Origin of the sequence: Corynebacterium sp. MSK218, from assembly GCF_030232655.1 — a bacterium.
In the GTDB taxonomy this organism is placed as follows: domain Bacteria; phylum Actinomycetota; class Actinomycetes; order Mycobacteriales; family Mycobacteriaceae; genus Corynebacterium.
Map to the genome: position 1 here is coordinate 115,026 of NZ_JASPGN010000005.1, position 14,832 is coordinate 129,857.

General features: G+C 58.5%; 17 protein-coding genes. 8 read left to right on the plus strand and 9 right to left on the minus strand.

What is annotated here, in order from left to right; genetic code table 11:
• Window positions 1–10 precede the first annotated feature (10 nt).
• Together QP922_RS05600 and dut are read right to left on the minus strand one after the other, a co-directional pair.
• Entirely contained in the window at window positions 11–919 is a 909-nt protein-coding gene (locus QP922_RS05600) for a DUF3710 domain-containing protein (protein WP_284808254.1), read from the minus strand.
• A 93-nt stretch (window positions 920–1,012) separates the two neighbouring features.
• Window positions 1,013–1,489: a dUTP diphosphatase gene (gene dut / locus QP922_RS05605; protein WP_070672062.1), complete on the minus strand. Its 477-nt coding sequence runs from the start codon at window positions 1,487–1,489 to the stop codon at window positions 1,013–1,015.
• A 119-nt stretch (window positions 1,490–1,608) separates the two neighbouring features.
• Between dut and QP922_RS05610 the strand changes: the two genes are divergently transcribed.
• Entirely contained in the window at window positions 1,609–2,139 is a 531-nt protein-coding gene (locus tag QP922_RS05610; protein ID WP_284808255.1) for a DUF3093 domain-containing protein, read from the plus strand.
• A 61-nt stretch (window positions 2,140–2,200) separates the two neighbouring features.
• Here QP922_RS05610 and QP922_RS05615 read toward each other — a convergent pair whose 3' ends face one another.
• On the minus strand, window positions 2,201–2,491 hold the full coding sequence (locus QP922_RS05615; protein WP_039675725.1) for a DUF4193 domain-containing protein: 291 nt from the start codon (window positions 2,489–2,491) through the stop codon (window positions 2,201–2,203).
• A gap of 314 nt (window positions 2,492–2,805) precedes the next feature.
• Between QP922_RS05615 and ppgK the strand changes: the two genes are divergently transcribed.
• The 4 genes from ppgK (at window position 2,806) to QP922_RS05635 (ending at window position 6,402) form a co-directional block, all read left to right on the plus strand.
• Complete coding sequence (ppgK, locus tag QP922_RS05620) at window positions 2,806–3,591, plus strand: polyphosphate--glucose phosphotransferase (protein WP_284808256.1); 786 nt, start codon at window positions 2,806–2,808, stop codon at window positions 3,589–3,591.
• Between the two features lie 201 nt (window positions 3,592–3,792).
• On the plus strand, window positions 3,793–5,277 hold the full coding sequence (locus QP922_RS05625) for an RNA polymerase sigma factor (protein WP_070672069.1): 1,485 nt from the start codon (window positions 3,793–3,795) through the stop codon (window positions 5,275–5,277).
• A gap of 428 nt (window positions 5,278–5,705) precedes the next feature.
• Entirely contained in the window at window positions 5,706–6,173 is a 468-nt protein-coding gene (locus QP922_RS05630) for a hypothetical protein (protein ID WP_284808259.1), read from the plus strand.
• 28 nt (window positions 6,174–6,201) lie between these two features.
• Window positions 6,202–6,402 (plus strand): hypothetical protein, encoded by a 201-nt coding sequence (locus tag QP922_RS05635; protein WP_284808261.1) that lies wholly within the window; start codon window positions 6,202–6,204, stop codon window positions 6,400–6,402.
• Between the two features lie 62 nt (window positions 6,403–6,464).
• Here the strand turns inward: QP922_RS05635 and QP922_RS05640 are convergent, their stop codons facing one another.
• The 6 genes from QP922_RS05640 to QP922_RS05665 form a co-directional block, all read right to left on the minus strand.
• Window positions 6,465–7,643, minus strand: coding sequence for an aminotransferase class I/II-fold pyridoxal phosphate-dependent enzyme (locus QP922_RS05640; RefSeq protein ID WP_284808263.1), 1,179 nt, complete (start codon window positions 7,641–7,643; stop codon window positions 6,465–6,467).
• Complete coding sequence (locus QP922_RS05645) at window positions 7,640–8,377, minus strand: 6-carboxyhexanoate--CoA ligase (RefSeq protein WP_284808264.1); 738 nt, start codon at window positions 8,375–8,377, stop codon at window positions 7,640–7,642. The genes QP922_RS05640 and QP922_RS05645 overlap by 4 nt, the downstream gene beginning before the upstream one ends.
• Window positions 8,378–8,586: 209 nt before the next feature.
• The gene (locus QP922_RS05650; protein ID WP_284808265.1) at window positions 8,587–9,132 is read right to left on the minus strand and encodes a hypothetical protein; all 546 of its coding nucleotides are present in this window, start codon (window positions 9,130–9,132) and stop codon (window positions 8,587–8,589) included.
• Between the two features lie 131 nt (window positions 9,133–9,263).
• Entirely contained in the window at window positions 9,264–9,722 is a 459-nt protein-coding gene (locus QP922_RS05655) for a hypothetical protein (protein WP_284808266.1), read from the minus strand.
• Between the two features lie 138 nt (window positions 9,723–9,860).
• Window positions 9,861–11,666, minus strand: coding sequence for a DEAD/DEAH box helicase (locus tag QP922_RS05660; RefSeq protein ID WP_284808268.1), 1,806 nt, complete (start codon window positions 11,664–11,666; stop codon window positions 9,861–9,863).
• Window positions 11,667–11,789: 123 nt separating this feature from the next.
• Entirely contained in the window at window positions 11,790–12,041 is a 252-nt protein-coding gene (locus QP922_RS05665; RefSeq protein ID WP_070672082.1) for a DUF3039 domain-containing protein, read from the minus strand.
• A 48-nt stretch (window positions 12,042–12,089) separates the two neighbouring features.
• On the opposite strand from QP922_RS05665, the gene QP922_RS05670 reads away from it, so the two are divergent.
• From QP922_RS05670 to dtd, 3 genes are read left to right on the plus strand one after another with little or no spacing between them, the layout of a single operon-like run.
• Window positions 12,090–12,539 carry a DUF3099 domain-containing protein gene (locus QP922_RS05670; RefSeq protein WP_284808270.1) on the plus strand — a complete coding sequence of 150 codons (450 nt, stop codon included), beginning with the start codon at window positions 12,090–12,092 and terminating at the stop codon, window positions 12,537–12,539.
• A gap of 55 nt (window positions 12,540–12,594) precedes the next feature.
• Window positions 12,595–14,136 carry a DUF7782 domain-containing protein gene (locus QP922_RS05675; protein WP_284808349.1) on the plus strand — a complete coding sequence of 514 codons (1,542 nt, stop codon included), beginning with the start codon at window positions 12,595–12,597 and terminating at the stop codon, window positions 14,134–14,136.
• Between the two features lie 55 nt (window positions 14,137–14,191).
• Window positions 14,192–14,635, plus strand: a complete 444-nt coding sequence (gene dtd, locus QP922_RS05680) for a D-aminoacyl-tRNA deacylase (RefSeq protein ID WP_284808271.1) — start codon at window positions 14,192–14,194, stop codon at window positions 14,633–14,635.
• The last annotated feature ends 197 nt before the right edge of the window (window positions 14,636–14,832 follow it).

A 14,832-nucleotide genomic window follows, 5' to 3' on the forward strand; every position in this document is an offset into this window, starting at 1 on the left:
GTCGGTGGGGTTAGTTCTTATCCGTATCGTCGAGCTCACTCAGCTGCTCGCGAGCCTGCGCTTCGGCAGAAGTTTCGTTCTCGCGGCTGTTGGAAGCTTCTGGGGAGCCGGCGTCTGCGTTGTTGGCCGCCGCTTCTTGCTGGCGCTGCTGAAGAGCCTGCGAAACCTGTTCCGCCAGCTGCTGCGGCAACATCACGGGCAGGGAGCTACCCGCAAGGATCGGGTCCTCACCACGGTAGATGAAGGTGCGGGCAACGACTTCGCGGCCGAGTTTAGCCAGCTCCTCTTCCTTCCCCGCTGGGGCTGCCAGCGTGAGACGGTACATCCAGCGCGGGCCTTCCACACCGATAATGCGGATGCCACCCTTGTCACTAGTGCCAACGATTTCCGAACCCCATGGCCCATTCTCTGGGTGGGCAGCGAACCCATCAGACTGCAAGCCATTGATGATGTCGGCGGCGGATTCCGCCCACTGGCCCGGGGTGCGCGGGGCAGCGAAAGCCACCGGAGTCATCCGACCATGCGGGGTGAGGATGTGAAGCATACGGGGGCCATCCTGGCCCATCTCTACCTGTACTTGGGATCCCTTGGGAAGCGGGATACGCATCGAGCCAAGGTCGAGCAAGCCGACAGAGAAATCTTCGAAGTTGAACTCAGCAATATCGACGGTGTCTCCATCGTAGGGGCCCATGTCGCCGTTGACTGCGTCGTGGGCTACGGCCTTAACTCCCAACCCTGCGGCACTATCGGCCCTATCGGCGATATCGTAGTCCTCGCTTACGGGGCCTGCCGAGTGCGAAGCGTTAGCATCAGTGTCTTCGTGCGCCGGTGCGGCAGCACCCGATGCTGCCTCATCGCGCTCAACAGTGCTCTCTGAGTTGTTCTCTTTGTTCTTCTTGCCAAAGGGCCACAACGCCATTGTCTGTGCCTTTCTGCTAATCGGTGTGGTACGCACGGTGTTCGTTTCAGTGCGTGCTGTTTTAGTGTGTACCGGGGGGGATGTACAGGGGTCCTAGTTCACGCCGGTGGAACCGTAACCACCGTCGCCGCGTGTGGTGTCATCGAGCTCCTCAACCTCGCTAAAGCCCACCAGCTCTACGCGCTGCACAATGAGCTGCGCGATACGCATACCGCGCTCAACCTCAAAAGTCTCGGTTGGATCGTGATTAATGAGACATACCTTAATCTCCCCGCGGTAGTCCGCATCAATAGTCCCCGGGGTATTGGTAACGGAGATGCCATGTTTCGCGGCCAAACCTGAGCGCGGGTGAACCAATCCCACCGTGCCTAGCGGCAAGGCAAGGGCAATACCGGTTCCAACTAGGGCGCGCTCACCGGGACGCAAGGTGACATTATGTGCGGCATACAGATCCGCACCAGCATCGCCTCGGTGGGCGCGCTTTGGCAACGGAAGCTCTTTATCAAGGCGCTTGACCTTCACATCACCAAAAGGACTTACCGGATCTACAAGGGGGTGTTGCTCATTCACTCGGCCCAGCCTACCTTGTCCCCTCTTACTGGGGACCACGTGGCAGGGGGTGTTCGCGGCCAACATGCTCCCCTGGGAGGTTAGGCTCCCTCATCGAGTGGTGACTAGAATCGAGGGCCATGACTTCCAGTTCCTCGCCTGCCGAGCAGGGCCCTGCTGCTGATTCCCCGGTCGTTCTCTACCGCGAGCGCCAGTGGGTGCCGTGGTACTGGTGGCTAATGGCAGCATTCGTTGTGGTGATTAGCACAGCAACGGTCAGCCTTAACCGCGGAATTCTGTGGGTCATCATTCCCGCCATCCTGCTGTCCGCCATCGCTGTATGGGTATTGCTGACATGGTCCAGCACTGTTGTACAAGTAGAGCAAGACAGCGACGGCACGAGATGGCTGACGGTCAAGGAAGCGCAGCTTCCTCACGATGTGGTTTCACGGAGCACTGCGGTGCCCGCCACCGCACGTCGCAACGCTCTCGGCCCGCAGTTGGACCCAGCAGCTTTTATTGTCACTCACGGCTGGGTTCCCGAGCACGTCATGCTCGTCCTTGATGACCCCGAGGACCCCACCCCCTATTGGCTCATTGGCTCAAAGAACCCCGAGAAGCTACTTGCTGTTTTCGTCCCTGACCAAGCCGGAGCGAATGCGACTAGCTAACTATGCCCTCAGTGCCCATTGTGCCCACAGTCGCTAAAGGGCGACATATTTATGCGGCGCTTTAGGCGCAGTCCTTACACACAAGCTCGCCGTTTTCTTCGTGGTCCAAGCGCTTGTTGGACTGGACAAGGAAGCATACCGAGCAGGTGAATTCGTCTTCCTTGCGCGGAACGACGGTGACGTTGAGCTCTTCACCGGTCAGGTCAACTGACGGTGGCTCGAATGCCTCAACAATTTCGCCGTCATCGTCCATGCCGTTGTTATCGTTTTCTGCTGCCTTGAGGCCCTCGAGGGAGTCAGCCTCAAGCTCGTCTTCAGCGCGGCGACGCGGTGCGTCATAATCGGTGGCCATAGTGTTCGCCCCTGTGTGTCAGATCGATGGGAATGTGTATTTATCGACGGCATCCTAAACCACGCACGCCTTACTGTCACACTCGCCTCGCCGCGGGGGCAGAATTCCCTCCACCCCCACACCACACTCCGGAAATGTTTTCCCAGTACAGTGACTTTTTCACGTGGCTTTTCCGGCCAGGAAAAATTACCTTGATCCACCTCACATAGAAGGAACTACACCTCTTTTAGGCGCCGCCCATGTCGTCGATACCACGCCAAAATGACACCGCAATGCCCGCACATCATGCGGGACAGTTGCTTAAACTAGTCACCATGACTGCGCAACACTCACAGCACCAAGCGCCTCACCATGAGGGCCACTCTTTCGGTATCGATGTCGGCGGCTCCGGAATCAAGGGTGCCGAAGTAGACCTCGCCACTGGAGAATTCGTGGGAGACCGCCTCAAGATTGCTACTCCCAAGCCAGCCACTCCGGAGGCAGTTGCCGAAGTTATTGCACAGATAGTCACTGAGAAAGGCTGGGATGGCCCCGTGGGCATCACCATGCCCGCTGTGGTCAAAGACCAAGTCGTTCGCAGTGCCGCCAATATTGACAAATCCTGGATTGGCATCGATGCCCAAGAGTTGTTTAGCCAGTACCTTGATACGCCTTTTACGGTGCTGAACGACGCCGACGCAGCCGGCCTCGCCGAAGTTTCTTATGGTGACGACGTGGCCCGCACAGGCCCGGTAATCTTCCTTACGCTCGGCACAGGTATTGGTTCTGCGTTCCTACTCGACGGCCAACTTTTCCCCAACACTGAGATTGGACACCTCATTGTGGGCGAGCAGGAGGCAGAGCACCAAGCGTCTTCCGCCGTCAAGGAACGCGAGGGCCTCAAGACCAAGCAGTGGGCTAAACGCGTGAACCGGGTGCTCTATGAATACGAAGCTCTGTTTAACCCATCCGCGTTTGTCATCGGCGGTGGCATTTCCCGCAAATTTGACAAGTGGGGCGAACACCTCAGCATTGAAACTCCAGTTGTGGCTGCTCAGCTACGCAATCGCGCGGGTATTGTCGGCGCTGCCATGGCGGCAAAGGAAGGTATTCGCCCATAATCAGAGCAGCGTTCAACTTTCCCAGTTGACCCCAGTCACCGCCAGCAGGAGAAAATGATCTATACTGGGCTGTCGATTACCTAATCTTGAGCGGCGCGCCTCTCCTGCTCATCTCGGAGGCGGGCTAGCATCGGGGACTAGTAGCGATGACTTTGCGCTTCCCCATATTTTCCACACAGAGAGCAAGTCGAAAGGGCGTACGTGGCAGCCACTGATTCTTCAGACCAGGTACTCGGTGAAGGCGAGAACACCGCCGAGGCATCTGCACCTGCACAGAAGACCGCCAAGAAGACGGCAAAGAAAACCGCTAAAAAGACAGCAAAGAAGACGGCTAAAAAGACTGCGAAGAAAACAGCTAAGAAGACTGCCAAGAAGGCCGCCAAAAAGACGGCTAAGAAAACCACTCGCAAGTCTGCTCAGAAGGCTACAAAGAAGGCAGCCAAGAAGACCGTCCGTAAGTCAGCCGCTAAAAAGGCGACGTCTCCGGAGGAGAATGCTGAAGCAACCGAGTCTGATGAGGATCTGATCGAGGACCAGACTGATGACTTGGACGCTGACGCTGCCGACGACGTGGACTTGGACTTTGACCCGGACAACGCTGACATCGACGATGATGACGAGTTCGGCGACGAAGATGATCTGGAAGGCGAGGATGCTGACGACGAGGACGAGGAGGATGGCTCCTCTGTCTGGGACGAGGACGAGTCGGCTGCCCTGCGCCAGGCGCGTAAGGATGCGGAACTTACCGCGTCTGCTGACTCCGTTCGCGCCTACCTCAAACAGATCGGTAAGGTCGCACTGCTCAACGCGGAGCAGGAGGTTTCGCTAGCCAAGCGCATTGAGGCCGGCCTCTATGCACAGTACCGCATGGACGAGATGGAAAAGGCCCGCGCCGAAGGCGATAAGGCTGCCAAGCTCTCCCCCATGGAAAAGCGTGACATGCGCGCCATTGCTCGTGATGGCCGCAAGGCTAAGAACCACCTTCTCGAGGCGAACCTGCGTCTCGTGGTGTCCTTGGCCAAGCGCTACACAGGCCGCGGCATGGCTTTCCTTGACCTCATTCAGGAAGGCAACTTGGGTCTTATTCGCGCCGTGGAGAAGTTTGACTACACCAAGGGCTACAAGTTCTCCACGTATGCCACATGGTGGATCCGCCAGGCTATTACCCGCGCCATGGCAGACCAGGCCCGCACCATCCGCATTCCAGTGCACATGGTGGAGGTCATCAACAAGCTTGGTCGCATCCAGCGTGAGCTGCTGCAGGACTTGGGCCGCGAGCCCACCCCGCAGGAGCTGGCAAAGGAAATGGACATCACCGAGGAAAAGGTGCTGGAAATCCAGCAATATGCTCGTGAGCCTATTTCCCTGGACCAGACCATTGGTGATGAGGGCGATTCCCAGCTGGGTGACTTCATTGAGGACTCCGAGGCAGTCATCGCTGTCGACGCCGTATCCTTCACCTTGCTGCAGGACCAGCTCCAGGACGTGCTCACCACCCTGTCTGAGCGTGAGGCCGGCGTTGTCCGCCTGCGCTTCGGCCTGACCGACGGCATGCCGCGCACTTTAGACGAAATCGGCCAAGTCTACGGCGTCACCCGCGAGCGCATCCGCCAGATCGAGTCCAAGACCATGTCCAAGCTGCGCCACCCATCGCGCTCTCAGGTGCTGCGCGATTACCTCGACTAAGAGGCCAAGCTAGCCAAGGCAAGCGACAAGACGCACACGCTTGCCGACGCCGCCCTCGCCTCCCCCATTACGTTGTTAGCAGTTCCACCCCAGGGCACCGAAGATTCATAGCCTGTCCACCCGAGTGGGCGGGGCTATGTTTATGTCCGTTCCCGCCGTCCGAAAGGACAGTGGAACTAGTCGCTGGCTTCGGTATGGCTTATTCCTGTCCCTGTTAAGAAAATGATCCGGGGGTGATGCCACCGGAGACAGTGACATACTCAAACTGCTAATAGGAACCTGACCCGGCCCAGGCGGCACGAGGTCTCACAGTAATGTGGATGCCAGCGCCAGTATGTCCGACCACCCCAGCGATGAAGCGTAAATAATCCAACTCCCTACTCATCGCTAGGAGGCTCATCTTCGGCTACTCGACCGACGGCGGCCCGGTGGAGGTCGTCGATCTCGCTAGCGGTGGTGGGCTGCCCGACGAGGTGTTCGCAGCATTGGTGGACCCGGGCGTAGTCGAATGGGCACATAATGCGGCGTTTGGGAGAGTCGTGCTCTCCTCATGGCTGCAGCGTCATCGCCCCGAGCTGTTGGCGGCCTGGTTTCTGGACCCGAGCCAGTGGCGCTGCACGATGGTGTGGTCGGCCTACCTCGGTCTGACAATGAGCCTGAATGCGGTCGGTGCGGCTCTTGACCTCGACGTTCAAAAGGACATGGCGGGTACGCGGCTGATCAAACAGTTCTGTACGCCCGCCCCCTGCATGTTGAACGGTGGCGGCACCAGGAACCTGCCTGGCAGTGACCCTGCTGGTTGGCAGGCGTTTGTGGAGTATAACCGGCGCGATGTCGAGGTTGAGCTCGCGATCCACGACCGGCTCTCCTTGTTCCCGATGCCCGAAGCCGAGTAGGACTCCTACGCCCTGAATCAACGCATCAATGACACCGGGATCCTGCTCGACCGCACCCTCGCAGATGCTGCCGCGCAAGGCGCCAGGTTTCACGCAGTTCTCCGTCCTCTTCCACGCCGCCTGCGCTATCGCTTTTGCCGCCATAGTCGTAGCGCTGCTAACCAAAGAGTTTCTCAACGTCTTTAGCGCCACAGGTTTTGGCGCTAACGGCAATCACATCATCTGGTAGGCAGCACTGATGGAACTAACTCTCATCGTGATAATTACTTTGTGGTGAGCGCCGCGGTCTCGTTATTGAGGCGCGGGGCCTACGGCATCGACAATGAGCGCAATATCTTCCTCGGAGTAGTCGGCATGAGCTGTAAGTCTTAGCAATGCTTGTCCGAGCGATACCGAAGGATAGCGGATCGGAGAAACAATTACTCCCCTTTCAGCCGCCTGTGCCGCACACTCCATTGCTGCGTCCTCAGCGCCTACCGGCAAGACGATAATAGGTGCGGGCGAGTCCACCACTTTCCATCCGTTCGCCCGCAGACGCTGGCGAAGGTTGTGCACGACGTGGGCAAGCCGTGACACATGCGAAGGAACAAGAGCTAACGCCGCACTAATGGTGGCTGCCTGTGACGGTGGCATGGACGTTGAGAAGATATAGCTGCGGCAACGTTGGCGGAATAGCTCGATAAGTGGCTCACTGCCCGCGACGAAAGCGCCCGCCGCACCTAGGGCTTTGCTCGCGGTACCGATATAGATATCTGGCAAGGGTAAATCGAAATGCTCACAAACGCCGCGTCCATTTCTGCCAAGTGTGCCGATCCCGTGCGCGTCATCGATCATCAACCAGGCGTTGTAATCCCGAGCAAGTTCCTGAAGCGCATGGAGATTCGCAAGCTCGCCGGACATGGAAAATACGCCGTCACTGACAATCAATCGGCGCTCCGATGCATCGGCAGCAAGCTGCTCTTCTAAGGTTTTCACGTCAAGGTGCGGATAAACAGATGACCGGACCCCTTGGTAGCTCGACTTGGCCAGCCGGATGCCGTCGATGATGCTCGCATGATTATCAGCATCCGAGAAAATAGAAAGCCTCTCGCCACAATCTCGCGCAGCTGCAGCAAGCGCAGGGATTACTCCCATGTTGGCGTGGTAACCCGAACCGAACACGAGCGCTACCGGCGCACCGACAAACCCAGCCAGTTCACGCTCGAGCGCGACATGATAGTCACTCGTACCCGTAGTCAGACGCGATCCTCCTGACCCCACCCCGGCGCGCAGCGTTGCTTCATGGGCTGCGTCGGCAAGCGCGCGATTCGCCCCGAGCCCCAAGTAATCAGACGATCCCGCAAGCAGCGTTTCACGCCCATCGACCACGGTGCGCGGGCTTTGACTACCGCTAATGACCCTTTCGGTTCTTTCCAGACCACGCTCACACCACGAAGCATTAGAACTGAATGCCCAGTCTTCCAGGCTCATTGCCAAGAACCCTCCACAAGGACAGGCTTTTCACGCAGCCACTGCTCTGTCGCCGGAAGCGCACTAAGTGCGCCTGAATAGAACAAGACACGTCCGCCTTGTTCCCCGCCTTCAACCTTGACGTTGCGCAAAGCCGTATAGGAACCTTCGACCGCAACATAGCCCGTGGTGTAGCTCGGGTCATCGGAAATACAGACTTCCGCGACAATGCCCGGCGCAGCAAGAGCCTTGGATGCTAATGCAACGGCATCAGCCCGATGGTTCTTCGACTCGGCACAAAAGGAATCAGCCCAATCAAATGTTCCCACCCGAACGCCTCGTTGCCCATGAGTGTCTAGGCGCTCACCGGTTTCAGCGCAGACGATGCTCGCACCGCGCATATCGCGGGTGCGGTACAGAAGCTCGATACCTCGGCGGGCTGCGCTCTCGGAAACTCGGTTCTCCTTAGCGAGCACGGCTATCATCGCTGTTTGTGCAGACTCCGGGTTCTCGCAGTCCCGTGTACTAACCTTCAAGGCGCTGACATGAGCAATGTCGCTTGCTGCAACCGCCCTCGTAGCAATGTTGATGGAATCCGGCACGCCCTTCTCATGCCGCAACGCCCGAGTGGCAAGCTCTGAGCTCACGCGAGTAACAAGGTGCGGTTCTACGATGCGTTCAGCGCCCGAGATATACCTACCTTCAAGGCTTGCACGCATCTTGATACTCATCAGCACAGTCGAGGTTTTTGCCATGCAGGTATCGTAGCCCAGCATCTTGAACACCGTTCAATAACTATCGAAACAGGGTTAATCCCCTCTCCTAGTTCCGCCCTGAAACGCACTTACCGACGCCAAGTGACAGTGCGACTTCCACGAGACATTAAGAACCCCCACGTGCCTTCCAACCACGTGTGTGGTCGGGGCTCGTGGGGGTTGCTTAGTGCGGTGTATGGGTATCTCCCCTACTGCTGTGGTGCGGTGCCCAGGGTGTCCTCCATGCAGGCCTGCTGCTGGGCAGGGTCCTGCAGCTCCAGGCACTTATCGGCGCCAGTGTCGCCGAGGACCTTCACGCCGAGGGCCATGACGGCGATGGTGCCACCGAGAGCCAGGATGGAAGTAATCAGGCCGACGATGGACATCCAGGTGCGGCGCAGCTCCTTCGGGCGCTTGCCGCCAACGACCAGCGCGATGATGGAGACGATGATGCCGATTGGGCCAAGCAGGAGCGGCGGAACAATCAGCAGCAGGGACAGCAGCGCGATGATGCCGATGACCATCGCCCAGATAGCAACGGCGTTCTTCTTTGCCGGCTGGCTGTCGGCACCAGCGTAGGCCGGGTAGCCGGCGCCAGAGGCGGTTGCGTTAGCGTCCGTGGCGTATGCGTCGTGGGCGCGCTCCTCATTGGCCTTGGAGGTTGCCTCACCGTAGGAGGGCAGCTTGCTGGTGCTGTCGCTGCTAAATGGGTTCTTTACGTTGTCCGGGTTCTCTGGGTTGTTCGGGGTGGTCATGTGGTTGGCCTCCTTGGGGCAGCCCTAATTGCGTGCTCTTTATCGAATATGCGCGTTTAATAACTTATACGTTTGCAATCGCTTCCGGCCTCGTTACTAACAGAACCTGTGAAATCACTGGCAACCTAGTTTTAAGTAGCGCCATTCAAAGAATCTTCCATGCAGGCTTGCTTTTGCGCTGGGTCATCGATGGTCGTACACATTTCAGGGTCAGGCGTCATCGTCCAACCAATGTGCGTATACAAGTAAACCGAGAAAGCAACGGACAAGATTAAAGCGATAATTGAGGTAATCAAGCCAGCGATGGACATCCAGGTGCGGCGCAGCTCTTTTGGTCGCTTCTTGCCTTTTAGCAATGCGATGATGGAGACGATGATGCCAATCGGCCCCAGCAGCAGCGGTGGAACAACTAGGAGCAAAGACACCAGCGCAATGATGCCGATTACGAGAGCCCAAACAGCGATCACGCTTTTCTTTTCGGCTTGAGGTTCACCGACACCACCACCGGCATAGGCCGGGTATACCGCGCCTTCGGTGCCGTCGGAATTCTTCCCGTTGCCCGGGGTGTGAGGGTCGTTCGGAGCGGTCATACGCTTGGCCTCCTTAAGTACAGCCCACAAGCCTTAATCGTGTTATTGCTCATCGTTCTATTACTTTTGACTACTACTTTTGCCCAAGTTACCCACGCTGGGTGCGCTCCACGCTAGGAGTGCACTGCGTCGCGTCACCTACCACTTGCGCAGGTACTCGATGCGCTGGCGCAGCTGCTCGGCGTCGCAAAGCGCAGTGGGCGGGCCACCGCAAGCCTTACGGGCTTCGGTATGGATAGCGCCGTGCGGCCGGCCAGTGCGCTGGGCGGTGATGGACACCACCGTGTTGAGCTCTTTGCGCAGCGCAGAAATCTCATCCACCACGCCCGCGTCAGAGCCGTCAGTGCTTGCCGACGTCCCCGCGGCACCACCCTGTCCTCCACGCTTCGGCGCATGCGGGGTGCCGTAAAGCTTGCGGCGTTGCTCCTCCGCTGCCTCCGCTGCCCGGCGCGCCTTTTCCTCGGCTTCACGCCGGTCCATTTCCTCTGATTGTTTCTTGCGCAGGAGGTCCTTGACCTGATCGGCGTCGAGAAGCCCGGGAATTCCCAGAAAATCCTCGTCCTCGTCGGTAATAGCTCCGGTGTTGAACTGCGAGCCGTTGTAGAGCAGGCCGGAGAATTCCGCCTCGGCGCCAAGGGACTCGTACGAGGGTTCAAGCAGGTCGGGCTCGGTCTTCTTTTGGTTAGCGTCCTCCAGAAGCTCGTCGTCCCAGCCTTCCTTGTCGGGGTTCTTCTCCCCTCCCAAGACATGGTCGCGCTGCTTCTCCATGTTCTCGGCAAGTCCGAGAAGAACAGGCACAGAAGGTAGGAAGACCGAGGCTGTCTCGCCAGGCATGCGGGAGCGCACGAAGCGACCGATGGCCTGGGCAAAGAAGAGTGGGGTCGACGCCGAGGTGGCGTAAACACCCACGGCGAGACGGGGAACGTCAACGCCCTCGGACACCATGCGCACGGCCACCATCCACTCATCCGTGGATTCAGAGAACTCTGCGATGCGTGCGGAGGAACCTGGGTCGTCGGACAAGATGACGGAGACTGGGGTGTTGGAAATCTGTTTGAGGATCTTCGCGTAGGCGCGCGCGGTGGTTGTGTCGGTAGCCAGCACGAGGCCACCGGCATCCGGCATGTTGCGGCGCATTTGCATCAAACGAGTGTGGGCTGCTTGAAGAACGGTAGGGATCCACTCGCCCTTCGGGTCCAAGGCCGTGCGCCACGCGCGGGCTGTTTGCTCGGGGTTAAGAATGTCTCCAAGGCGCGCTGCGTGTTCCTCACCGGCGCTATCACGCCAGCGGGACTCGCCGGAGTAGCTAAGGAAGACGACGGGGCGCACGACGCCGTCGGCAAGCGCATCGCCATAGCCGTACGTGTGATCGGAGCGGGAGACTAGGTGCCCCTCCCCGTCCTCTTCATAGCGCACAAAGGGAATCTGCGAATCATCCGAACGGAAGGGCGTACCGGTCAGTGCTAGGCGGTGCTCCACGTCATCGTAGGCCTCGCGCACGCCGTCACCCCAGCTTTTGGCGTCACCAGCATGGTGGATCTCATCGAGGATTACCAAGGTGCGTCGCGCTGAGGCCACCGCACGGTGCTTGTACGGGTGCATGCCCACCTGGGCGTAGGTCACCACCACGCCATCCATCGCTGGGTTCACGCCAGATGAGTTGGTGAATTTCGGATCCAATGCCAACCCCACGCGGGAGGCGGACTCGGACCACTGGACCTTGAGGTGCTCCGTTGGCACCACAACAATGACGCGCTCGACGGTGCGGTCTGCCATAAGCTCGGTGGCTACACGCAGCGCAAAGGTAGTTTTACCGGCGCCAGGAGTCGCCACCGCCATGAAATCCTTCGGCTTGGTGGCCAGGAATTTATCCAATGCGGCGCGCTGCCACACACGGAGTGAACCGTTATTGGCAAATCTTTGTGCTGATGACTGTGTCGACACGGTCAGCGACTATCCCCCTCTACTTTCCCAAAACCCGATGCTGTATGTCGTTCCTCGCGCTGCGCCTCCTTTTCGGGCGAGACACAGCGCGCTTCGTCCTCCTCTAGGGAAGACGACGTGTTACTAGCGGCGGCGTAGGCTCTTGTATTCGCGCTCGCAGTCAGGGCACACAGGTGAACCAGGCTTGGCTTGCTTGGTCACCGGGAAAGTCTCACCACACAGGGCAACGACGTACTTGCCGTTGACCGCAGAATCGAGGATCTGGTCTTTCTTGACGTAATGAAAGAACTTCGGGGTGTCGTCATTGGTTGACGTATCCTCGCGAACATCTGGGCGTTCAATAGTCTTAGTCGTCGTACTCACGCCCCCTATCATGCCGTATCGGTATCGAAGTTGGCGAGTCCTCCCGCTACGCTTGTGACCATGACCCCTTCGAACTCGCGTGATAACGCAGACCGCACCCCACAATCGGGGCGACGACGCGGTCGGACGTTTGGCCGTGAGCGCTACCTCATCACCACAGCCAAACTCGCCCCAGGGCAAGATCGCCATCGCCGCGAGGTTATTTATTTTGTCTTGCAGTTCTTGCGCATTCCTTCCCTCATCATCGCCGGAGTCTTGGCCTATGTCTGGCAATGGTGGATTCCGGCTGCTCTTGTCGTGGCTGTGACCTTCCCGCTGCCGTGGATTGCAGTTGTCATTGGCAATAGTCGTGGGCAGAAGAAAGATAAGCGCGAGAAGTCGCTGTACAAACCTGCGCTGGCACGACAAATGGCGCAAGCTCAACGCGCGCAACTAGAGCGTCAGAACCACGGTGCGTTGCCCGGCGCGCCGGACAAACCACAACCTGACACGATTGACCACGACGACTAGAGCTTTGTAAGGAGTTTTTGTGAGTATCTCCGACTCTTCACCTTTTGGCCCGCAGATGTACCCGGATCATCCCATCGCTGAGTTCGCTGACGAACTAGTCCAGGTCTTCGACACGGCGGGCTTTAACGCTGATGGGATAGCTGGGCACTTGGGCCCGGAATACACAGAGGCTTTGCATCGTGGCGAACCTGCCGCGGTGGCGCTGGGTGCCAGCGGCACTACCGAGTTAGACCACCTCATCCGAATCTTCGTGTTGCACGAGCACGTACCGGCCACGCTGCTGTCAGAGGTCCTGGGGGCGCGCCTTGCCGCCAAACTTCTCGATTCGGGCGTAGCGCAGACCGATGAACACGGCACCGTGTTCATCGCCTACGACATCCGCCCGCATATCATAGTGGGACGCAACCGCGTGGTCTTCTCTGATGTCGATGCTTCCTTGGTGGAGCACGTGCCGGGTCCTGACCATGTCTTGGGCGTAGGTTCTGCAAGCCTTTCTCTACTGCATTCCACCCCAACATCCCCGGTGTCCTCCGTGCTTGATCTAGGCACTGGCTCCGGTGTGCAATTGCTGGGCCAGCTGGATTCTGCGGAGCGCATCGTGGCAACAGACGTGCACGAGCGCGCACTTGATCTTGCTCGCGCCACGGTCGCGGCTGCGGGTGCAACTCCGCGTGTGGATCTGCGCCTAGGCTCCTGGTTTGAGCCGGTAGCCGGGGAGCGCTTCGACCGTATTGTGGCCAATCCGCCTTTCGTCGTGGGGCTGCCGGAGGTGGGCCATGTTTACCGCGATTCCGGCCTCAACCTTGATGGCGCTAGTGAGCTCGTGGTCTCGCACGCCGCGGAGCATCTCACCCCAGGTGGTACCGCCCACCTGCTGGCTGCGTGGGTCCACCAGGGTGAGGAATCCTGGCAACAGCGCGTTGCCTCGTGGTTGCCCGATACCGGGGTGGCTGCCTGGATCATTCAGCGCGACGTGGCTGATCCTGCCCTCTACGTGTCCACGTGGTTGGCCGATGAGTCAATCGATGTGCGAAGCCCCCTTGGCCAAGAGCGTTCACGGGAATGGCTGCAGCATTTCCATGACCATGAGGTCACCGGAATTGGCTTTGGCTTCGTAGCCATTCAGCGCATTGGGGATGATGAGCCCTCCGATATCTTGGCGGAGACCATGACCCAGCCGGTTGTCGATCCGCTCGGGCCCGAAGTCGAAGAGTACTTTGCCCGAGTGGAGTGGCTGCGTGGGCTTGTGCCCGGCGAGCTGGAAGACGCACACGTACAGCTGCGCCCGGGCGTTGCCCGTGAGGATGTGGCGCTTCCCGATACTGAGGTGGGTATGGGTTTTCAACGCGCAGCACTGCGCCTTACCCGTACCGATGGCCCGCGTTGGCAGCATGATGTGGACGAGCACTTAGCTGCCATTGTGGCCGGCCTAAACCCGCACGGTTTGAGCATTGGCGAGACCATCGAGCTTTATGCTGCCGCGCAGGGCTATGACGAAGCCGCGCTTGTCGACGCCGCCCTCCCCGCCATCGTCGATCTGATCCGCCACGGTCTTCTAATCCCGACCGAGCTGCTGGCTTTTTCACATACCGACTAGCTGCTATACACAATCGCAGTCAACGCTTTATTAGAAAGGTAACTTTTCGCCCACCATGCGTGCAGTATTAACCCGTGTGTCCCAAGCTTCAGTAACCGTTGATGGAGACACCGTTGGCTCAATCGAATGTCCCGACACTGGCGGGCTCTTAGCTCTCATTGGTGTCTCCACTGAGGACCTCGACAACTGGCACCCTCGTGCGGAGAAAATGGCGCGCAAGATCGCGGAGCTCCGCATCTTGGAAGGCGAGCGTTCAGTACTCGAAGCTCAAGCCCCAGTATTGGTCGTTAGCCAGTTCACGCTTTATGGTCGCACCGCGAAAGGGCGGCGACCTTCCTGGTCTGATGCTGCACCTGGACACGAAGCAGAACCGGTCATCGACGCCATTGTTACCCACTTGAAGGAGCGTGGACTCAGCGTCGAAACTGGTCAGTTTGGCGCCATGATGCGTGTGTCTTCGGTGAACGAAGGACCATTTACAGTGCTGGTAGAGACCTAGTTTTAAAGTCCAGCCGTCCAATTTTGTTGAACAATACATAAAAGAACTAAAAAAGCAAACTCAGCGAGTGTGATAATTTTCCTGCTTCCGCTGCGATAATTTATTATCATTCCTCACCACTTCCGGCTTATACTGAGGACACAGCGAAGCAAACGGGCTGTATACGCAGTAAGTGTGAGAGTCATTCTCACGCCCTG